This is a genomic window from Paenibacillus sp. EB106-04-04-XG159, from assembly GCF_058791835.1.
In genome coordinates, this window is the sequence record NZ_JBYTDY010000021.1 from 51,205 (window position 1) to 71,298 (window position 20,094).

Annotated in this window: 20 protein-coding genes and 2 tRNA genes; 7 read left to right on the forward strand and 15 right to left on the reverse strand. The window is 47.7% G+C overall.

Annotated features, from left to right (window positions below; translation table 11 throughout):
• Window positions 1-12: 12 nt before the first annotated feature.
• Both AC3WTP_RS20330 and AC3WTP_RS20335 read left to right on the forward strand, forming a co-directional pair.
• Complete coding sequence (locus AC3WTP_RS20330; protein WP_492396460.1) at window positions 13-1,161, forward strand: YqhG family protein; 1,149 nt, start codon at window positions 13-15, stop codon at window positions 1,159-1,161.
• Window positions 1,162-1,365: 204 nt separating this feature from the next.
• Entirely contained in the window at window positions 1,366-2,460 is a 1,095-nt protein-coding gene (locus AC3WTP_RS20335; RefSeq protein WP_492396461.1) for a hypothetical protein, read from the forward strand.
• Between the two features lie 90 nt (window positions 2,461-2,550).
• Here the strand turns inward: AC3WTP_RS20335 and AC3WTP_RS20340 are convergent, their stop codons facing one another.
• Window positions 2,551-2,808, reverse strand: a complete 258-nt coding sequence (locus AC3WTP_RS20340) for a YqzE family protein (RefSeq protein WP_492396462.1) — start codon at window positions 2,806-2,808, stop codon at window positions 2,551-2,553.
• 147 nt (window positions 2,809-2,955) lie between these two features.
• Between AC3WTP_RS20340 and AC3WTP_RS20345 the strand changes: the two genes are divergently transcribed.
• Window positions 2,956-3,690: an N-acetylmuramoyl-L-alanine amidase family protein gene (locus AC3WTP_RS20345; protein ID WP_492396463.1), complete on the forward strand. Its 735-nt coding sequence runs from the start codon at window positions 2,956-2,958 to the stop codon at window positions 3,688-3,690.
• On the opposite strand, the gene AC3WTP_RS20350 is transcribed toward AC3WTP_RS20345, so the two are convergent.
• The gene (locus AC3WTP_RS20350; RefSeq protein WP_492396482.1) at window positions 3,684-4,508 is read right to left on the reverse strand and encodes a divergent polysaccharide deacetylase family protein; all 825 of its coding nucleotides are present in this window, start codon (window positions 4,506-4,508) and stop codon (window positions 3,684-3,686) included. The two genes, AC3WTP_RS20345 and AC3WTP_RS20350, sit on opposite strands and share 7 nt — an antisense overlap.
• Before the next feature lie 195 nt (window positions 4,509-4,703).
• Between AC3WTP_RS20350 and AC3WTP_RS20355 the strand changes: the two genes are divergently transcribed.
• Complete coding sequence (locus AC3WTP_RS20355; protein ID WP_492396464.1) at window positions 4,704-4,964, forward strand: hypothetical protein; 261 nt, start codon at window positions 4,704-4,706, stop codon at window positions 4,962-4,964.
• 451 nt (window positions 4,965-5,415) lie between these two features.
• On the forward strand, window positions 5,416-6,879 hold the full coding sequence (locus tag AC3WTP_RS20360; protein WP_492396465.1) for an ATP-binding protein: 1,464 nt from the start codon (window positions 5,416-5,418) through the stop codon (window positions 6,877-6,879).
• 47 nt (window positions 6,880-6,926) lie between these two features.
• Here AC3WTP_RS20360 and ppdK read toward each other — a convergent pair whose 3' ends face one another.
• From ppdK to AC3WTP_RS20415, 11 genes are all read right to left on the reverse strand, one after another.
• Complete coding sequence (gene ppdK / locus AC3WTP_RS20365; protein ID WP_492396466.1) at window positions 6,927-9,617, reverse strand: pyruvate, phosphate dikinase; 2,691 nt, start codon at window positions 9,615-9,617, stop codon at window positions 6,927-6,929.
• A 67-nt stretch (window positions 9,618-9,684) separates the two neighbouring features.
• Window positions 9,685-9,837, reverse strand: coding sequence for a GapA-binding peptide SR1P (locus AC3WTP_RS20370; protein WP_492396467.1), 153 nt, complete (start codon window positions 9,835-9,837; stop codon window positions 9,685-9,687).
• The gene (gene gap / locus AC3WTP_RS20375) at window positions 9,830-10,861 is read right to left on the reverse strand and encodes a type I glyceraldehyde-3-phosphate dehydrogenase (protein WP_492396468.1); all 1,032 of its coding nucleotides are present in this window, start codon (window positions 10,859-10,861) and stop codon (window positions 9,830-9,832) included. The genes AC3WTP_RS20370 and gap overlap by 8 nt, the downstream gene beginning before the upstream one ends.
• Before the next feature lie 640 nt (window positions 10,862-11,501).
• Window positions 11,502-12,047: a glutathione peroxidase gene (locus tag AC3WTP_RS20380; RefSeq protein WP_492396469.1), complete on the reverse strand. Its 546-nt coding sequence runs from the start codon at window positions 12,045-12,047 to the stop codon at window positions 11,502-11,504.
• Between the two features lie 89 nt (window positions 12,048-12,136).
• Window positions 12,137-13,051, reverse strand: coding sequence for an EamA family transporter (locus tag AC3WTP_RS20385; RefSeq protein WP_492396483.1), 915 nt, complete (start codon window positions 13,049-13,051; stop codon window positions 12,137-12,139).
• 233 nt (window positions 13,052-13,284) lie between these two features.
• A complete protein-coding gene (locus tag AC3WTP_RS20390) occupies window positions 13,285-13,551 on the reverse strand; it encodes an HPr family phosphocarrier protein (protein ID WP_492396470.1) in 267 nt (88 codons plus the stop codon).
• 178 nt (window positions 13,552-13,729) lie between these two features.
• A tRNA-Leu gene (locus AC3WTP_RS20395) sits at window positions 13,730-13,816 on the reverse strand.
• Between the two features lie 165 nt (window positions 13,817-13,981).
• On the reverse strand, window positions 13,982-14,908 hold the full coding sequence (locus AC3WTP_RS20400) for a nucleoside hydrolase (RefSeq protein ID WP_492396471.1): 927 nt from the start codon (window positions 14,906-14,908) through the stop codon (window positions 13,982-13,984).
• A gap of 165 nt (window positions 14,909-15,073) precedes the next feature.
• Window positions 15,074-15,160, reverse strand: a tRNA-Leu gene (locus AC3WTP_RS20405).
• A gap of 194 nt (window positions 15,161-15,354) precedes the next feature.
• Window positions 15,355-15,579, reverse strand: coding sequence for a hypothetical protein (locus AC3WTP_RS20410; RefSeq protein ID WP_492396472.1), 225 nt, complete (start codon window positions 15,577-15,579; stop codon window positions 15,355-15,357).
• A 201-nt stretch (window positions 15,580-15,780) separates the two neighbouring features.
• Complete coding sequence (locus tag AC3WTP_RS20415; protein ID WP_458566562.1) at window positions 15,781-16,107, reverse strand: hypothetical protein; 327 nt, start codon at window positions 16,105-16,107, stop codon at window positions 15,781-15,783.
• Between the two features lie 257 nt (window positions 16,108-16,364).
• Here AC3WTP_RS20415 and AC3WTP_RS20420 point away from each other — a divergent pair, with 257 nt between their 5' ends.
• On the forward strand, window positions 16,365-17,024 hold the full coding sequence (locus AC3WTP_RS20420) for a DNA uptake lipoprotein (RefSeq protein WP_492396473.1): 660 nt from the start codon (window positions 16,365-16,367) through the stop codon (window positions 17,022-17,024).
• A gap of 90 nt (window positions 17,025-17,114) precedes the next feature.
• On the opposite strand, the gene AC3WTP_RS20425 is transcribed toward AC3WTP_RS20420, so the two are convergent.
• The gene (locus tag AC3WTP_RS20425; RefSeq protein ID WP_492396474.1) at window positions 17,115-17,720 is read right to left on the reverse strand and encodes a DedA family protein; all 606 of its coding nucleotides are present in this window, start codon (window positions 17,718-17,720) and stop codon (window positions 17,115-17,117) included.
• 202 nt (window positions 17,721-17,922) lie between these two features.
• Between AC3WTP_RS20425 and AC3WTP_RS20430 the strand changes: the two genes are divergently transcribed.
• The gene (locus AC3WTP_RS20430) at window positions 17,923-19,080 is read left to right on the forward strand and encodes a YkvI family membrane protein (protein WP_492396475.1); all 1,158 of its coding nucleotides are present in this window, start codon (window positions 17,923-17,925) and stop codon (window positions 19,078-19,080) included.
• A gap of 74 nt (window positions 19,081-19,154) precedes the next feature.
• On the opposite strand, the gene AC3WTP_RS20435 is transcribed toward AC3WTP_RS20430, so the two are convergent.
• On the reverse strand, window positions 19,155-20,094 hold a 940-nt coding region (locus AC3WTP_RS20435; protein ID WP_492396476.1), incomplete at its 5' end, for an ATP-binding protein.

Sequence of the window (20,094 nt, forward strand, 5' to 3'; positions counted from 1 at the left end):
AGGCAGTACAGAATGAACACTGAGCAGGTCACGAGCTTCGTTATGCGATATCTTGAAGCGACGGGGTGTCACATTATCGAAAAGACACCCGTCTACGTCACCGTCAAGCTCTCTGAGCAGGCGGACCGGGCTTTGACCAACCGCCCGTATTACTGGGGCTTTGTGGACCGTACAGGAGCAGAAGCAGAAACGATGCGTTTCACCTTCGTTTTTGAGCCTGCTGCCATGCCTGTAGAGCGCGGTCCTATCAGTTATGTCACTTCACCCGCTGCGGCTCCTCCCATGCCGTCACAGGCCGTAGAAGCCGCACAGGCGCCTGATCAAGAGTCACCTGCTCAAGATGCTCCGCCAGACTCCATCCTGCATCGTTACTTTGGTGTGGCTCCTGCATTTACAGGAGGAGGCGGCGGCATCGGACGCATACCTCGAGAAGACGTCAATTACGGAAGCCGACGCTTGGAGCAACTCATGCAGGCCGCGCGCGAGCACGGCCGCTTCCACATGCTGTTTGACCAGCAAACCTCTGCAAGCTCTCCAGCGCCCGCCGCACGCGGTACACGGCTGTCCAAAGCATACGAGCCGTGGCTGCTGATCAATCTAAAGCTTGAATTTGCCTGCGACTTGAAACGTGAGGAGATCCATTCCTTCGGCATCTCATGTGTCTCCGGTCGAGTACTCGACCGCTTCATGGAACGGCTGATGCAACGTGAAATGACTCCTAAGCTGCCGCCGCATGTCCATACGATGACGTGGCGGTATTCGATCGAACAGCTCGTGGATATCGTCGAGCAAGCAGTCAGAATCCAGATTGAGCCTTATGATATTGATTGGGCAATTGACGCAAGTGAGCGATTGGAGGACGAAATGGCGAGGCTAGCCTCCTACTACGAGCCGCTGTTGGAACAAGAACAAGGACAAGAGCAGGAACAGAAAAAGCCGGCACCTGCTTCTACAGGAAAACGAACACAAGCGGTTAAGAACGAACCAACGTCAGCTGAGGACGAACCGGAAGCTGTCAAGCCGTCTCAACTTACGCTGCGTGAGCAATATGAGATGCGGCAGAAGGAGATTCGCTGGCAGCTTGAGCCTCGAATTGTCGTTCAGCTGATTAACACAGCTATCGTTCATCTTCCCTTCGGAGATGAATTGCTCCCTTCCTAAAGGTGTACAGCCAGCTCGAATCCACTTGTTGTCGTGTGTTATGAGCAATTGCGCCACATTACGGCAAAAATAGAATGAATATTTTGTTCCTCTCATCCCCTAAAGTGACAGTCTTTTAAAGGCTTGTCCCATACAATGAGTGAAATGGATTATTTTGGGACATAGCTATATTAAAATGTCGGTTGAGGTAGAGGTGAGGTAGAAATGAACCGCTCGAAATGGATGAAGCCGTTGATTCAAATCGTCTCGGCAGCCGTATTAACGTCAACGCTGTCTGCCGGGATCTCCTATCTGATCATTGCAGGAAACGACTCCTGGAAACAATCGAATAAGCCGTCGCATGCCTCGGTGCCTAAGCAATTGGTTAGCAATAAGCTCGATATCGTTCCAGCAAGCGCTCAGGTCCGTCCGAAGTCCTCTGCAACAGGCATCCAGCAAGCTGTAAAAGATGCAATCCAAGCTTTATCACAGCATGAGCCCTTTACCTCTTGGAAATATGCAACGACGAACATTCAGCCGCTTGGTCCAGGAACCCACGGCTGGATCGTTCACATCACATCGCAAAAGAACAAATCGCTTGGCTATCTCATCATCCATGCGACGGAAAACGGTGATTATTCTCTAACGGAATACGGTACAGGCGATAACTATCCTTTTGCGCAGCATACGCTGGACAACGCTTTAGCTTCTTTGGGCTTGGACGATCAGAAGCCGGTTATCGTTACCCCATATTACGTGCAACCATTGTTAACGGTATGGAAGCTTGAGCAGGAATCAGCCGTACAGTGGATAGATGCTCAATCAGGCGAGATACTGCCGACACAGAACGGTCAATGGATGAAGAAGAATCCTTTGGTGACAGCTAAGCTCAGCGCAAGCAGCAGCATCCCCGCTGATAACGTACTCATTCAGACTGATGGCTGTTCACTTACAGCGCAAGCGCCTTCTAAGCTTCAGGCATTCGATCCTTATGATCAGATCGGTTGGATGGATGGAACCCGCAGGTTGGAGGGTGAGACTGCGCAGCTTATGCTGAAGCAATGGCAGCCCGTTAAGAATTCGAAGCAGCTTGTATACGTTCAGCGAGTGGAAAACAGCGGCACATTCGATACAGCGATGAACTTTCCTTACGCGGTTGTAGGCGATCAAGTCTGGAAAGATACCAGTAACTACTCCACTGATGCTGATATGCGATACATAGCTGTACAGCCGCCAGGCGGAGAGAGCGTGCGATATGTATCCGACAAGAGTCTTCTTCAACAAGGCTATCTGTCTCCAGTTCGCCCACTTGTTCCTTAGCTTTCTATGTCACCCCCTTCCAACATAAAAAAATCGCCCTCCATTAACCTGCGCATGACTGCGCGGCATGATGCTGGGCGATTTTCTCATTTAGGTCATTTTGGTCCATTTGCGATTGCGCATACGGTCTGTGATACGTATAATCACATGCTTCATAGGCTTGCCAGCTTGTCCAATCCGTCCCGCTGTCATCTTCATGCTTAATGGCATGACTCCAAACCAGCGAACAGACCATTGCTCCTTCTTGCGCACCTTTTGTTCTTTGCGAGCTGCCTTTGGCGTTTCCATATATGTGATTACTTGCTGTGTAATGTATTTAATCAGATCATCACGTTTGCTCTTGCTCATCATACACACCTCATCATTGATTGATTTACTACTATTGTGAACGACTGTCCCCCCTTTTAAACACGTTTCCAGTAAACCTATAGCATGTCGAAAGCTTGGCTTGTGCAGGCTATTATTGAAGTCAGTATCGGAAATGAGGTGCGATCCATGAAGATGCACAGAACAATATTCTTACTAATAATATGCCTGTGCTTAATGGATATTGGATTGCTTCCAGCCGCGGCTGCAGCAGATTCGGCTCAACTGGAGCAACATGATGGCGATCCGTCAAATTCGGACACCCAACTGTTCACTAAGCCACTCATCCTAATTGATGCAGGCCACGGCGGCATCGACGGTGGAACTAGCTATCAGGATATATTAGAAAAACACATCAACTTGGCTATCGGACAGAAGCTGTATTTACTTCTGAAGAGCAAGGGTATTCCCACAGTCCTTAATCGAACAGGCGATTATGCCTTAAGCGAAGATAATCGTTGGTCAGTTACGCGTTCACGGCACCTCCGAGATCTCGCTCAACGGTATCAGCTAAGTGAAGAATTGCCGGTAAGTATATATGTCAGTATCCATGTCAATTGGGGTAAAAATAAGAACACCCGCGGCGCAGTCGTGCTGCATCAAGAGGAAGGACGCAGCCGTTTATTAGCTGCCACGATTCAGCAGCATCTGAATGCCTTGTATGGCAAGCAAGCTTCACATGCAACTGAAATAGGCAATACCTACTATTTGCTGCGGAAAGTGAAGCAGCCCGCTGTCATTGTCGAAACTGGCTTTATTAGCAATCCGAACGACCGTGAGCTGCTGACTTCCTCGCGTGGACAAGCTGCAATTGCACAGCAAATATGTGATGCATTGGAACATTATCTGTTGCTATTTCATTGAGTATACAATGGAGGCGGCGGATTATCCTTCAATTCAGATACACGAACGAACTGAATATGCTGTTGGGCGGAAGGAAGGACACGATGCAGCACCGCGGAAGTCTTAGCACCGCCTACTCCCACATGGCCGATCACGACAAAGGGATTCTGTTTGTTCAACAGCTGCATGACCTTCGACCATTGTTTTGAAACATGCGCTTCCGTCACTTTATCATCTAGAAATAGATGATTGTTAATGACAGGCACACCCAGCTCTTTTCCCACCTCACCTATAACGGAGCGATAGTTGGTACGACTGTCGAGAAAGAACAAACCTTTCTCTTTACAAACCTTCAATACAATGCGCATAATTCGTTTATCAGCTGTTGCTTTGGAACCCATATGGTTATTCATCCCGACAGCGTGCGGGACATTGTCAATCGCTTGTCTGACCCTAGCTTCTACTTCTGCATCGGATTGATTAACCATGATCGCTCCCGGTCCGAGCCATTTCGGATGGGCTTGCATTGGCTCCATTGGCATATGTACGATAACATCGTGTCCATAGCGATGCGCTGCTTCAGCATCCTCTTTCGTCGTTGGCATGAACGGCATGACAGCTACCGTAATTTTCACTGGCAGTTGAAGCATCTTGTCTGTTCCAACCATCCGATTGCCAAAGTCATCAATTACGATCGCAACTTGTTTATTGTGATCAGGAATGGATCGCTCAGGATTTGCCAACACTGGATGGATAGGTCCCCACAAGCCTGATGTCAACACCATGCATAAGATCATGATCACGAAGCATCTGGTCGTTCGTTGTCGAAATACTTTCATCATTTTCATAAGACTCGCCTTCTTCAACTAATATTCTGGGACAGCTTATTGGAATGAATCTACCCTTTAATATGCACCAACATTAGGTATCATCATGCAATCGCATAATAATATGTCAGTTGGAATTGACAAGCTACAGCAAAAGCCCTAAGATGTTAAGTGCGCAAAATTTGTAGAATGAAGGTGATTATGACGATGTCTTATCAACCGATCGTGAAACATAAGAGACTATCCGAAGCCAACCTAGACCGCAATATGACCTTGGGACAGATAGTTGTCACCCTTCAAGACGGTACACAACTTCGCATCATCGACAATAACGGCACGAAGTCGATTACTCGCCTGTTGACGAAGCCCTGCCCGATATGCCGCAAAGATTTCTTCTGTTCATGCTTTGACAGCTATGTCGAAGCCATTGACGAACAACTAGAAGAGATGGACTGGCAGAAGCAATAAAGTGATTATGACAAATCCCCCTGAAACGTCCTGAAATATATTCCAGGTCAGTTCAAGGGGATTTTTCGTCTGAGTATATTGTTATTGTGTCCGAACTTCATCATCTCATACATCGTTCCATAAGTGGGATATACCCAAAGAAGTGTATCAAGGCTGAAGGAGACCCGCTCCCGCATAGCCATAAAACGCTCTAAGTCACCCTCCACTCGCTGTCCCCCAGTGCCAGATGCACCCCGTTCACGATTTTTTCACATATGAAAATGATCTTCCTTCGAGATCGAGTTGACGACCGCAGCATATGGAAGAAAGACTGAGATTGTGAACTGACTGTACAGAATCATATGAAAACATAATGGTTACCATTGATGATACGGATAGAGATGCTTATAATATGATTAAATATTCCATATTTTATCATGTGCTTTCATTGATGAATGAAAGGGGGTTTCCCGTGCATCTCTACCTTGAACATGGTTGCAGCTCAGCCTTCGATCATGCCGTTATTGGTATGGCGTTATTTTCATTAGATGGAACATTGCTTAAGGCAAACCGCGCATTGTGTGATCTGTTTGCATGTGAAGAGATGGAACTAGCCTCTAAGACCTCTTATGACGGAATATACCGGAATCATATAGACGAGATCGTGCAGCATAGTCAGATCTTAATGTCTCATGATACGAACCAGGTAAAGCTCCGACAGCATTATGTCTCTCCTACCGGTGATGACATCCCTATAGATATAACCCTTTCGATATTGCAAAATGAAAATGCGGTGCCTCACTCGATTCTCGCTCAATACCAAGAACGATCAGACCTGAAGCAGCTCCACTCCTTGCTTCTTGCGTCAAAGGAGAGGCTCGCTAAGTCTGAAGAGTCATTCCAGCAGCTGCTGGAAGACCTGCCTTTCTCCGTGCTTATTACTCGCGAAGGGGTCATTCAGTATGTCAACCGAGCAGGACTCCGCTTGATTGGAGCCGCTACACTTGAGCACGTATTAGGATTGAGTACGGACAGCATAGTAGATCGCACTTACCATAAGCATCTGTCAGACAGAAGGCGAAAATATCGCGACGCAGAGAAGACCGGCGCTGTCACTTACCTTATCAATTGTCTGGATGGAGAACAGAAATACGTCGATGGATTCTCGCTTCATGTCAATTATAAAGAGGAAAGAGCCGTGGTCGGTGTGTTTCGAGATATCACGGATCGAAAACGCGATGAAGAGCGGCTGATGCAGTCTGAGAAGCTGTCGATCGCTGGACAATTAGCGGCAGGCATAGCCCATGAGATACGCAATCCGCTGACTTCTATCAATGGATTTATCAAGCTGATCAGTTCATCACAGCGGCATGAACCTCGTTACTTTGAAATTATTGATTCTGAGCTGAAGCGGATTGAATTGATTGTAAATGAACTGCTGATTCTGTCTAAGCCTCAAGCGACTCAATCACTCAAGCCTACTGAGATCGTGTCTATGCTGAAGCATGTCGTAACATTAATGAGTGTGCAGGCCGCTATGAAGAACGTTGCGATTGAGTTCAATGAACAGTGCCCGCCGATCTGGATACAGAGTGAAGCGAATCAATTGAAGCAAGTATTTATTAACTTGTTGAAAAATGCGATGGAAGCGATGCCTGATGGAGGATCTATTCAAGTTATCCCTGAGCCTGATGGCGATATGATTCTGATCAAAGTACAGGATGAGGGCTGCGGAATACCGCCCGAGATGCTGAATAAGATCGGACAGCCCTTCTATACGACCAAGGAAACAGGCACTGGTCTGGGTCTGATGATCACTTACAGTATTATTCATAATCATGGAGGCAGCATTGCTGTTCAGAGCTTGCCTGATGTCGGCACGACATTCACGGTGAAGCTTCCGATCCTATCCGATGAGGAACTATCCCTGATATAAATGAACAATGCCCCGGAGTATGGACTCCGGGGCTTCTTACAATACGATCATTCACCTGAAACGATGCGGTAACGTCCTGCCATAGGATTCGTCTCGCCATGTGTTATGACAGCTTGCGCAGCCGCAATGCGAGCTAATGGAATGCGGTATGGCGAACAGCTTACATAATCCAGTCCCGTGAGATAGCAGAAGAATATCGATTCTTTGTCCCCGCCATGCTCTCCGCATATGCCTGTCTTCAGTGATGGCTTCACATTTCTGCCCGCATTAACTGCAAATTCAATCAATTGGCCAACCCCCTCAGTGTCCAGCACTTGGAACGGGTTGTGCGGAAGCAGCTGCTTATCCACATAATGCGCTAAGAACTTATTCTCTGCGTCATCACGGCTGTAACCGAAGGTCATCTGCGTTAAGTCATTCGTTCCGAAGGAGAAGAAGTCAGCATGAGCAGCGATCTGCTTCGCTGTCAGAGCGGCGCGCGGAACTTCAATCATCGTGCCGATCTTGTAAGCAAATTCGCCTGGCCTCGCATCATTCACGATGGCGCTGACCCTCTGTTCAACACGCTCACGAAGCATCTTCAGCTCATTCGCATGCCCTACAAGCGGAATCATGATCTCTGGGTACACACATACCCCTTCCTTCATAACTTGTGCCGCCGCAAGTGCAATCGCTTCGATCTGCATATCATAGATCTCTGGATACACGATGCCTAAGCGGCATCCGCGTTGTCCGAGCATCGGGTTTACTTCGTGCAGGTCGTGAACCTTACGGATCATGGACAGCAGCTCTTCCCGCTCCAGCTCAGCCGCATGATCGTCAGCTGACAGCCTAGCCAGCTTCTGCTGCAGCTCCGCTTCCTTAGGCAGGAATTCGTGCAATGGCGGATCGAGCAAGCGAATCGTGAACGGCAATCCGTTCATCGTGCGGAACATGCTCTCGAAGTCGGCTTGCTGCATCGGCATCAGCTTATCCAGTGCCTCTTGGCGCTGTTCCAGCGTCTCCGCCAAAATCATATCCTGCACAACAGGCAATCTGTCCGGCGCGAAGAACATATGCTCCGTGCGGCATAAGCCAATCCCTTCCGCGCCGAACTGACGAGCGATCTCGGCATCATGAGGATTATCCGCATTCGCATATACTTTAAGGGAACGAACATCATCCGCCCACTGGAGGATCTGTTCCAGCTCAGGGGTGATCTCGGCATCACGCAACGATGCTGCTCCCGCAAGAACACGGCCGCTGGCTCCGTCAAGCGTGATCCAATCGCCTTCCACAAATGTCTGCTTGCCGTTTACCATGCGCTTCTCCTCTGGGAGGATGCGCAGCGATTCGCAGCCGCACACGCAAGACTTGCCCATCCCGCGCGCGACAACCGCCGCATGACTCGTCATTCCTCCGCGGCTCGTCAGCACCCCTTCGGCTGCTAGAACACCATGAATATCTTCTGGTGTCGTTTCAGGACGAGCCAGAATAACCTGCTTGCCTATGCGGCTCCATTCAGCCGCAGTATCCGCATCGAATACGAGCTGACCGACCGCCGCGCCCGGCGATGCAGGAAGGCCCACAGTCAGCACTTCATGCTTTTCCTGCTCATCGAGCCCTCTATGCAGCAATTGATCCAGATGCGCAACTTCGATCCGTTGGATCGCTTCTTCCTTCGTAATGAGCTTCTCTTTTACCAGATCGACAGCGACTTTGAAGGCTGCCTGCGCAGTGCGTTTTCCGCTGCGCGTCTGCAGCATGAACAATCGCTCGTTCTCAACCGTAAATTCAATATCCTGCATATCCCGATAATGAAGCTCCAATTGCTTCGCTATATTCACGAGCTCCTGATAGAGCTTCGGCATGACATCGCGCATCGTCTCAATCGGCAATGGAGTACGAACTCCAGCTACTACATCTTCTCCCTGCGCATTTATCAAATACTCACCAAACAATCTGTGTTCACCTGTAGATGGATTACGAGTAAAGACGACACCGGTGCCCGAATCATCGCCCATGTTGCCATACACCATGCTCTGAATATTGACTGCTGTTCCCTGATGATCAGGGATATGGTTGATTCGACGATAAATGATCGCCCGCGGATTGTTCCACGATTGGAACACTGCCTCAACAGCCAAATGGAGCTGCTCGTATACGTCTTGCGGGAACGGACGACCTTCGTACTTGTAGATAATGTCTTTATATTGTTCAATCAAGCGCTGCAAACCTTCAACAGGAATCTCCTGATCCTGCTCAACCTGCAACCCATCCTTCAATCGGTGCAGCAAGATTTCAAACAGACGGGATTCGATCCCGAATACAACCGATCCGAACATCTGGATCAAACGACGGTAACAGTCGTATGCAAAGCGAGGATTGTTCGTGCGTTCCGCCAATCCTACAACTGTCTCATCATTCATGCCCAAGTTCAGAATCGTATCCATCATGCCAGGCATCGAAGTAACCGAACCTGAACGAACCGACACGAGAAGCGGATGACTAGGATCACCAAACTGCTGTCCTTTCTCCTTTTCCAGCTCATGCATGGCTTTGTGAATCTGATCAAGCAGCACGCTTGAGATGCGATTGCCTGCTCTATAATAATAGTGGCATGCCTTCGTCGTTATCGTAAATCCTGGAGGAACCGGCAAATCTAGCGCTGTCATCTCCGCCAAGTTCGCCCCCTTACCCCCGAGCAGCGACCTCATGCTCGCGTTTCCTTCGCGAAATGCGTAAATGAATGTTTCCATTATTGGTTCCCCTCTCTACTATTCGTACAGGTTCTGCAGCTATTGGCGCAGTCTGAGCCGCGTCTGTTTATTGCTTTGACTTGCAAGCATCTTTATGACATACACTGTAGATCTTCTTAACGCCTTCTGTAGGAATCGTTGCAATCAGTTCTCCGCAAGCCTTGCAAAGGATAGCCCCTAAATCGTGTTGCCGAACCTCTTCTCTGATATTGCTATGCATACATAACAGCTCCCTTCTGTTTATGTTCTACTTCAGCAATGTGACCAGCGAGATCAATTACACGCGACGCATAGGCCCATTCATTGTCATACCAGGCTAACAGCTTAACTTGATTGCCATTGGCCATTATGCTCAAGCCGTCAATAGTGGCGGACTTGTCATTGCCGATATAATCCGTTGACACGAGCGGCAGTTCGTTATAGCTGACATACTTGGCAATCGGATGACTCATCGCATGGATAAAACATTGCTTGATGTCACTTGCATCAACAGCCTTGTTCAACTGCACTTGCAGATCCAACAGGGATACATCCTGCGTAGGAACTCGAACCGAGTTTCCATTGATCTTCGCCGCCAGATGCGGCAGCACATCGATTAATGCCTTGCCCACTCCCGTCGTTGTTGGGATGATCGCGTTCGTACAGGAACGTGCTCGGCGCAGATCCTTATGCGGGTTATCAATATGATTCTGGTCGCTGGTAAATGCATGCACTGTAGTCATCCAGCCCAAGTGGACACCAAATGCTTGGTCTAATATGTGAAGCACTGGTGCGATACAGTTTGTCGTACAGGATGCGGCGGATATTAGCCAGTGCTTCTCAGGATCGAACCGATGATGGTTGACACCCATGACTACCGTTAGATCCATATCCTTGCCGGGAGCGGTGATCAGCACTCGATTCGCGCCCGCTTGAATGTGCTTCATCGATCCGGACCGATCATTGAACTTGCCAGTCGCATCAATCACAAGATGAACGTCGTGCTTGCCCCAATCCAGATTCTCAGGATTGCGCTCCGATACCACTGGAATGTGCTTGCCGTTCACTATAATTCCGGTTTTGTCTGCTTCTACCGTTGCATCCCATATGCCGTGAATGGAATCATATTTTAGTAAGTGAGCTAATGTAGGGATCGTGCTGGTGGAATTGATCATCACGAGTTCCAAATCCTGATTTCGATCTGACAGTAATTTTCGGATACTTAACCTCCCTATGCGGCCAGTTCCGTTAAGTCCTATTTTCAAGTTCTCACCCCACACATTAAGTATGGCTTTATAATAAATTATGACGTACTATTTAGCAATAGCTTTTTATTAATACGTCATAATTATTTGTTTAATTCTAATTAACAAGGCGGTATTAGCGGTTTCTTAAATGAAAAAGAGATATTATGACTCTTACTTCACATATATAAGACGCATATTTATTCATTGCATAAGCACAAATGGGACACAGGTCACGACGGTCGCGATCAAGTGTGCTGTCTTATTCGGCTATGCCGCCTTATCAGGGCTTATTGTGCCAAAAATATCGATGTGCCGCTTCTCATCTGCTTGTATGCGTACGTCTTAGTCTCACCCGCGCACACACCTCAATCGCCCTAACGCATCCCGTAAGAGGGTTTTACCCCGTTATTTCACTCTTCCGAGCATATTGTAGCTCTGTAACAGGGTTAAACCCCGCTATCTCCGCGCACGTGGCACATCCTATCGCCCAAACGCATCCGTAAGCCGGTTTTACCCCGTTATCTTACTTTTCTGAGTACTTAGCCGACTCTGTAACGGGGTAAAAACCTGCTACCTCTCTCATGTGGCACCCCTAGCTCACAAGTTGACCTCTACAACAAAAAAAGCTTCAGCGCATGCGCCGAAGCTTTCCTTTCATTTATAACAGATTGCGAACCGCATCTTCCATATCCATAGGATCTGTCGTTGGTTCATAACGTTCCACGATCCGGCCCTCTCGATCGATCAGGAACTTGGTGAAGTTCCACTTGATCGAGTCATCATGCAAGTAGTGCGGATACTTCTCTTCCAGCATCTTACTCAGCAGCTTAGCATGAAAATGCCCTTCATCAAAGCCTTTGAACGGAGCAGTGCTCACCAGTTCTTTGAAGACAGGATGAGCTTCCGGACCACGAACGTCGGTCTTCTCTGTAATCGTGAAGTTTACGCCGTAATTAAGCTCGCAGAACTTCCCGACCTCATCATTGCTTCCTGGTTCTTGTTCGCCGAATTGGTTACAAGGAAAGCCGATGATTTCCAAGCCCTGTTCTTTATAACGAGAATAAAGGCGCTGCAAGTCCGCATACTGCGGCGTAAAACCACACTTGCTTGCTGTGTTCGTAATGATCAACACTTTTCCTTTATACCGCTCAAGTGAAAACTGCTCTCCAGTCAAAGTAGTTACATCATAATTGTAAATCGACATCGTATGATCCCCTCCCGAAATATCAACCATTGCCATCAACATCTACAACTATCGTAACACGCCTATTTACAATGATCAAATATCAGCAACTAACTTTTCAACACCGAATGTGCACGTTCATTCAACTTCTGTGGACGCCTATTCACACGAATCTGCGGTATCACAATCCCAAGCAGTACAATCGCGATCCCCAGCCATCTCAGCATGGAAACCTCCTCTTGAAGCACCAATACCGACACGATAACTGCCGCCGGCAATTCAGCTGCCCCTAGAATCGTACTCAAGCCCGGTCCTATCTTCGGAACACCTATCGCAAAGAAGACGACTGGAATCACGATTCCCAGCAGTGCCAGCAGAATTCCATACTTCCACAACCCATTGGCAATCGATCCATCAACTAAAAATGCCGGCGAGAACGTCAACATCACAATCGTCAACGCTCCCGAAACAATCAGGAAGCTCTTTGAGAGCACCGGCACAGTTGTACCGACCTTTCCGCTCACAAAGATATACAGCGCAAATGTAACAGCAGACAACGAGCCAAACAATATCCCTCTCGCCGTCCATCCGCCGCCGCTCTGCTCGAGCACACCTCCAGCAAGAATCGTGCCTACAAGCAACACAGCGACTGAGATCAGCTTCGCCTTACTGGGAAATCTTCGTTCCGCAATAGTTTCCAATATAATACCTATCCAAGTAAATTGGAACAACAGCAGTACCGCCAACGAAGCAGGAAGCTCTTCAACTGCGTATCCGTAAAATATGCTCGTCAAACTCATCGGTATTCCCGCCAATAGCAGCGCACCCGCTTGCTTCCAACCGACGCGCACTCGTGAGAAGAGCAGCATAAGGACCAGCAAGAAGCTCCACCCAAAAAAGTATTGCCCGCCTAATATTTGTTGAATCGTATAGCCGTCCTCAATACCCAACTTAACAATTGTAGATAGCGTGCCGTAACTGCACGCACCAAGAAACACAAGACTTGAGTACTTCCACATAATAATCGATGTTGCCTCCTTGTTCTTCATTCGAAAAATGTCATCAAAAAACCCCCTGCCGATAACTCGGACAGGGGGCGAACGAAACCAAAGACTGTGCTTTGTTAAAATTCCGCCTTCATGCGATAGCAGAGAACGCTGACGCTGAAGTTTAGTCAATATGAATGCTTTACCTACAACATTGTATTTAGAATCACGGCAATAGTCAACCGCTTGTACGAGAAATAAAAGTCATGCGATCACTCCAGAACAGACTCAATCTTCTTGCCTACGTCTGTCAATGCTATCTCCGCTTGTTCACCAACCGTCATCACCGTCAGCGTCTCGCCGCATTTTGCCTCCAGGCTCAGCAGTCCAATTATACTTTTCGCATTAATGGTTTGATTCTTTTTAGTCAGCAATACTTCACAAGAGTATGATGATGCTAGTTGTACCAGGTATCCAGCGGGTTTCGCATGAATCCCACGCGGATTCTTCACAATGTAGTCTTTCTGACATACATGCATTGCCATTCCCTCCAGTTGTCAATCAATCACTACTAACACTCTAACATTTCTATCGCCTATTCAAAATGAAAAACAATCCAAATTGTGCCTGTTCACACATTCTCCATAATAAACGAGATGCCATGTTGACATAAAAAACAAAGGTTTCAGCCTGATAAGCTGAAACCCTTGATAATAATGGTGCAGTCAAGAGGACTCGAACCTCCACGTCATTGCTGACACTAGAACCTGAATCTAGCGCGTCTGCCAATTCCGCCATGACTGCAAATATTTAAGTTACCTGCTATCGTGTGGTGCTTTGTTATTATATGACGTCTAGATTCAGAAGTCAAGGATTGAGTAAATATTCATTTCTTTATTCGTTTACCCCGCGCCAGAATAATTCCTGAGCCGCGGGGTAAATACTTGAACGGTATTCGAACCGCCATCACTACATCATTCGACTTAAGAAATGCTTCAAAAACCTTTCCGCCTCGACTTCCAAACACACACTGCAGGTTGGCGTACCCTCAAGAACCTCTCTCGTTCTGCCGAGCTCGTCTCCTTCGGTATCGACCGTCACATTCAATGGCAGCTCCTTAACGAAGCTAGTATCGATCGCGACCCCAATCGCAAGCGGATCATGAAGCGCACAGCCACCGATTCCCGGATGCGCACTCTCATAGAAACGAATATAGAACTCCGTCATGTCCGCAAGGTACCCGCCAAGCGCAGGATCGCGCTCGCGCCATTTACTCACTTCTGACAATGGGAGCAGTGTATTCATCGTCACATCAAGCCCGACCATCGTAAGAGGGAGATGAGCTTGCATGACGATATCAGCTGCTTCCGGGTCGCAATAAATATTAGCCTCAGCCGAAGAAGTCACATTGCCTCGAGTACGTACAGCGCCACCCATAATGACGATCTTGCCCACTAAGCTCGCAAATTCCGGATCTTTCTGAAGCACCAGCGCTAGGTTAGTGAGCGGCCCTACCATAACAAGCGTTACCTGGTGAGGATGCATATGAACTTGTTCAATAATATAATCAACAGCATGCTGATTAGCCGGCCGCCCCTTCGTCTCACATACAGGAGCGTCTCCTAGTCCATGCTCGCCATGAATATGGCGTGGATGATTGAACTTTTTGCGCTCTAACGGATGATCCGCGCCCTTGAATACAGGAATATCATAATGCCCAAGCTTCTCTAATACGATTAAGGTATTGCGCGCGGCTTCATCCACTGTGATGTTGCCGTAGCATGTCGTTATCCCCAAAATATTCAATTCAGGTGAGCGCATCGCGTAAGCTATGGCTAACGCATCGTCTACACCTGTATCTACGTCCAATATCGTTAACTTCGGTTCGTTATGCACGATATCACACCTTCTCGCTCATAATATGTGTCTCTATCAGTTTACATTCTCTACTTCCTAGTGACAATATACCATTAAGACGTAATATCGCTATAAACAATCGTTCGATAATGCTATAAAAAGAACAAGGGTTTCAGCCTAATAAGCTGAAACCCTTGATAGTAATGGTGCGGATAAGAGGACTCGAACCTCCACGACCTTGCGGCCACTAGAACCTGAATCTAGCGCGTCTGCCAATTCCGCCATATCCGCATATATGAAATTGATTACTTAAAGTGTGCCGCTAACATTTCGATATCGTTCAATCAGTGGCGACAAGAAATATAATATCACGTGCACCCAATAACGTCAACAACTATTTCAAAAAAAGTTTATACAGATCGAGCGGCCTCCTAAAAGAGATCCGCATCGATCGTATCATAACACTGCCATGCTTGCGTATAGACTCAATCCAACAGACCTTCTGGAAGCTGACGCGGCTCGTCCGCCGGTTGGTAGCTGTACTGCCGCTTTAATTTGACAATACGTCTACTCTTCTTACGGATCATGACCGTCTGCTCGTCCCATGCTACCACGATTCCGTAAACATCATTGCTCTCTAATATATCGCGGACGACACGCACTTCGGTGTCCTCCTGGCGATAACGATCCAATAGTTCATCTGATATCAACTCGTCACCTCATTATACGATCATGATTGTACAATTATTATAATCGAAATCTATTCCATTACACCTGACTGCGATCAATACTTGAAGCTTCTTCATCCGAATGGAAACTTGCGCCATCAAAAGACCCGAGGATATCCAAGTCCCCGGGTCTCTCGGTGTTCTCATCCAGCTATGCCCTATTCTCGATTCGATTGCCAGCCATTAATGGCCTACATGCTCCTTGGAATCGTTCTTCTCAAACCAATAATCAAGCACTTTAGCGGACATCACGCGCTTATCAATGTAATCAGCCTGCTGCGCAGAAAACAGCTGACGCCATGGAACATTCAGTTCGGTGCACAGCTTCACTACAGTCAAAAGCTCAGACCAAGCTACATACCTTTTGTACCAGAAAAATTGTGGGTGCTCTATCATATAGGGGTACAGATCGTCGAATTCGGTATGCTTGCAATCCAGTGCCCGTTCAAAATGCACCCTAGCCTCCAATACCTTCCCCTGCATGAATTGAGCCGTCGGTTCATGAACCATCTTCGTCGCCCCCTCTCACAGCTTACCTTTATTATATGCCAAACGAACCGAAGGAGAAATGAAAAGATTTTATTATCCAACTGCAACTAATATTAAAAATTAGCGTTTTATTAATATAGGCATCGACAAACAACGTACAACAATCATAAATATAGGAATTTGCTCCTATAGGGCTGATTTTGGTAATTGTTTATAATTCATATAGAAGGGTAATATATATTATGCTCGTCGAGAGACGCAAGAAGGAGGAATGAGCGATGCAGCACCCCAAACTCAGAGGCCTCCGGTTAATCGTTATAGGCGGATTGCTAGGTGCCATCGTCGTTGGCTGCGCATCCGCTAAAGACCAAACGCCTCCCAATTCCACATCTTCCACTTTGCCACCGCAGTCTGAAACGCCTCAGACCGAACAATCAAAGTCGAACAAGACCAAGTCCGATCAAGCGTCCATTGCGTCTGATCAAGCATCCGAAGAACAGCAATCCAACAATCCAGAGCCAGCAGAATATCCGTTTGATCGGAATGATATTCGTCTGAAAGGCATATCGTTAACCAGCAGCGCCAAGGAAGTCACGACGATATGGGGAGATCCTCTATCAGAAATGACGATGGATGATTATGAACCGATCAATGTGCTGGAGTATGATGGATTTTCTATCGGATGTGATCGAACAGGTCACGTCACCTTTGTTGAAGTGTCCGGAGACGGCGTTTCAACAGGCTTTAAAGGTCTGAAGATCGGTGATACGGATTCTACTGCTAGAGTAGCTCTTGGCGATCCTGATGAGGACTCTGGTTATGTATGGCGCTATATTGAGGACAATGTACTGCTTCGACTTGATCTGGATCCGAAGACAAGCATTATTCAATCTGTTAAGCTGTTTCCCTACGAGCACAAGAGTGTTTATACAGGTTGATTGATACCTGACTGGGGAATAAATGCATACTAAAGAGCCTTGGTACATGGAACCGCTCATTACCAAGGCTTTTATATGCTTATGTGTCTATTAAACAACCTTTTTCCGCTTTCGATAGTTCCATACACTATATAATATCGCCAGCAATAGTATTCCCGCAAAAGCAGGTATCGCATATCCCCGCTGCTCTTGGAGCCAGCGCACAGTTGTTTCCCAATGAATACCAACTACATGTCCAACAGTTAGAAAGGTTCCTACCCAGAGCAGGTTTCCTATCATAGCGGTTGTAAAATAGATAGAATACTTCATGCGCGACATCCCAGCCAAGTAAAAGATGATATGGCGAAAGCCTGGGATGAAATAACCGAATATGATGCTATAGGGACCATACTTCGCAAACCATCGTTCTGCGGATTGAATTCGCGCAGGGGTAAGCATGATCTTCGAACCGAATCGATCAATCAACGGCTTCCCAACCTTACGCCCAACGAAGTAGCTGATCATCATGCCAATCATACTGCCTAATGCACATACGATGAACGCGTGCGGATACTTCAGCGGACCATCTACAGTCATACTTCCTACTAACACCATTATCGTTTCATCTGGAATAGGTAAACCTAAAAGTCCTAATGCCATCAAAAAAAACAGAGCAAAATACCCATAGTGCGATATCGCCCACATCATCTCGTTCATGTTGACTCTCCTCCACAACCATGCAGAAACATACCTAAGTAACTACTATATAACAACTTGGCTGACGACAGGTTACAGCTATTGTAACATAATGATGAGAGTCATGTCCTTCTGATTAGATGCATACAGTCTAATAGTGCCGTACAAGCCCAATCAGCTGATCTGATCGACTCCATGACGGCATCGGAAGGAGCAGAAGAAGATGAAATCATTGCTGCGTGTTCTGTTAGTTGCATTTACCTATATTGGAACCGTTGTAGGAGCAGGCTTCGCTACAGGACAAGAAATCATACAGTTCTTTACCCGATATGGTCGAGTTGCGGTAATAACGATACTGATCGCTACGTTTTTGTTTGTATGGCTAGGTACCAAGTTAATGATATTAGCTCATCGCTTACGAGCAAGATCTTACGAAGATGTGAATATCGCGTTATTTGGTCAACGAACCGGTCAGTACGTCAGTTTATTTACATTAATCGTGCTCACCTGCGTAAACAGCGTTATGCTGGCGGGAGCGGGAGCCGTGTTTAGTGAGCATTTGCATATGAATTATCAAACCGGCTTGCTCATTACCCTGATCGCTTCTTACTGGATTATCAACCGCGGTATGAATGCGATTCTGCAGCTTAATTCTATCGTCGTGCCAACGATGCTAATATTTACATCCTTCATCTTATGGGACACCTTTAATCAGCCCAATACGCTGCAAGGCATTACGATGATTACGGACAAGCCGATATACGCAGCTATTGTATCCGCCTGTTTATATGGCGCTTTTAATCTGGCTATGGCTCAAGCTGTGCTCGTGCCGCTCGGAACCTCGATGCCTGATGAACGCACTATCCGCAGGGGCGGCATATTAGGCGGAATATTAATTGGCTGCATGTTGATTGCTGGTCACATGGCGCTATCCGTACAGATGCCAGGCATTACACAATTCGATATTCCTATGGGGCAGATCGCATATGGGCTAGGGTTCACCATTCAGATCATCTATATTTTGTTAATATTTTCTGAAATATTTTCGACATTTGTGGCTGACATTTATGGTGTGACATTGCAATTGAAGCATCGATTATCATTTCCTCCGAAGCTGATCATAGCGGGCATCATGCTATTCTGCTTTATATTGAGCCAATTCGGCTTCAAACCACTTGTTTCTTTCCTCTATCCGCTGTTTGGCTTGCTTAGTGTCATATGGATGGTGCTGCTCATTCGCAAGAAGATAGATCATGGTTCACTTACACCTCCCCCACAGGAAGACATCGGTCATATATCATCGTATAAGTCGAAATGGAAACAAAATTTACTCGCCCCGAAGCAGGAGGATGAGCTTTCCACAAGGAGATTTCTAAAATAATCAATCATAAAAAAAACATCTCCGATCTCACATGTATGGCGAGAACAGAGATGTTTTCTATTGATCGGATGCATTTACAGTTCAATGATATGAACATCACCTAGTACCTGGCGTGCTGCATCAACCATATGCGGATGGCAGGTCGTCCAAATAACCTGTCGCTGCTCCAGCATATCGGGAAGAACCTGCAGCATCAGATGTAAACGTTCAGGATCAAAGTTTACGAAGATATCGTCCCATACAAATGGCAGCGAGACTCGTTCCGACATCACATCTGATAAGGCTAGACGCATGGCCAGATATACCTGCTCCATCGTCCCACGGCTTAAAGCAGCGGAGTCAAAGATACGTCCATCTTCGTGCTGAACTGCCAATTGCTGCGTACCGAGCGGGGACAACACTCGATTATAGCGACCCGCTGTCATGCTGCGGATATATTGTCCTGCGCGCTTATAGACATATGGCTGCTTCTCTTGCTCATATTTCTTGCGGGCAGATGCGATGATCGTCTTCGCAAGTGAATGAACGACATAGCGGCTCGCTTGCTGATGGAGCTCAGCTTCCAATTCGGATGCGCGCTGTACCCACTGCTCCTGCTCCGCTTCTTTGCGCAGCCGCTCCTCCTCTTGCCGGAGCCTGCCGGTTTGCTGTTCCGCGTCGCGTATGCTGCGGTCCAGCTCATCCAGCCGCTCGTTCAGCTCGCGGCAGCGCTGTTCGAGCGCCGCGCTGTCATGCTGGACGAGCAGCGCCTCAAGCGGCGCGAAGCTCTCGCGCTCGCCGCCGCGATAGCATGCAGCGGCGAGGTCGCGCTGCAGCAGCAGGCAGGCCGCGTAGCGCTCGGCCTGCTGCGCGAGCCGCGCGAACGCGGCCGCGTCCTGCGCGCCGGCGCTCTGCCAGAGGCGCGCGAGCTCGGCGCCCAGCGCAGCGCTTCGCTGCTCGAGGCGGCGCTGCTCCTGCTCCAGCGCCTCGAGCTCGCGCGCGCGCTGTTCGCGCTCCGCCGCGCGCGCCTCCTCG

Excerpts from the sequence above, each read along its gene's own strand:
- AC3WTP_RS20330 (WP_492396460.1), top strand. The coding sequence starts at position 13 with ATGAACACTGAGCAGGTCACGAGCTTCGTTATGCGATATCTTGAAGCG.
- AC3WTP_RS20335 (WP_492396461.1), top strand. The coding sequence starts at position 1,366 with ATGAACCGCTCGAAATGGATGAAGCCGTTGATTCAAATCGTCTCGGCA.
- AC3WTP_RS20340 (WP_492396462.1), bottom strand. The coding sequence starts at position 2,808 with ATGAGCAAGAGCAAACGTGATGATCTGATTAAATACATTACACAGCAA.
- AC3WTP_RS20345 (WP_492396463.1), top strand. The coding sequence starts at position 2,956 with ATGAAGATGCACAGAACAATATTCTTACTAATAATATGCCTGTGCTTA.
- AC3WTP_RS20350 (WP_492396482.1), bottom strand. The coding sequence starts at position 4,508 with ATGAAAGTATTTCGACAACGAACGACCAGATGCTTCGTGATCATGATC.
- AC3WTP_RS20355 (WP_492396464.1), top strand. The coding sequence starts at position 4,704 with ATGTCTTATCAACCGATCGTGAAACATAAGAGACTATCCGAAGCCAAC.
- ppdK (WP_492396466.1), bottom strand. The coding sequence starts at position 9,617 with ATGGAAACATTCATTTACGCATTTCGCGAAGGAAACGCGAGCATGAGG.
- AC3WTP_RS20370 (WP_492396467.1), bottom strand. The coding sequence starts at position 9,837 with ATGCATAGCAATATCAGAGAAGAGGTTCGGCAACACGATTTAGGGGCT.
- AC3WTP_RS20380 (WP_492396469.1), bottom strand. The coding sequence starts at position 12,047 with ATGTCGATTTACAATTATGATGTAACTACTTTGACTGGAGAGCAGTTT.
- AC3WTP_RS20390 (WP_492396470.1), bottom strand. The coding sequence starts at position 13,551 with ATGCATGTATGTCAGAAAGACTACATTGTGAAGAATCCGCGTGGGATT.
- AC3WTP_RS20415 (WP_458566562.1), bottom strand. The coding sequence starts at position 16,107 with ATGGTTCATGAACCGACGGCTCAATTCATGCAGGGGAAGGTATTGGAG.
- AC3WTP_RS20420 (WP_492396473.1), top strand. The coding sequence starts at position 16,365 with ATGCAGCACCCCAAACTCAGAGGCCTCCGGTTAATCGTTATAGGCGGA.
- AC3WTP_RS20425 (WP_492396474.1), bottom strand. The coding sequence starts at position 17,720 with ATGAACGAGATGATGTGGGCGATATCGCACTATGGGTATTTTGCTCTG.
- AC3WTP_RS20430 (WP_492396475.1), top strand. The coding sequence starts at position 17,923 with ATGAAATCATTGCTGCGTGTTCTGTTAGTTGCATTTACCTATATTGGA.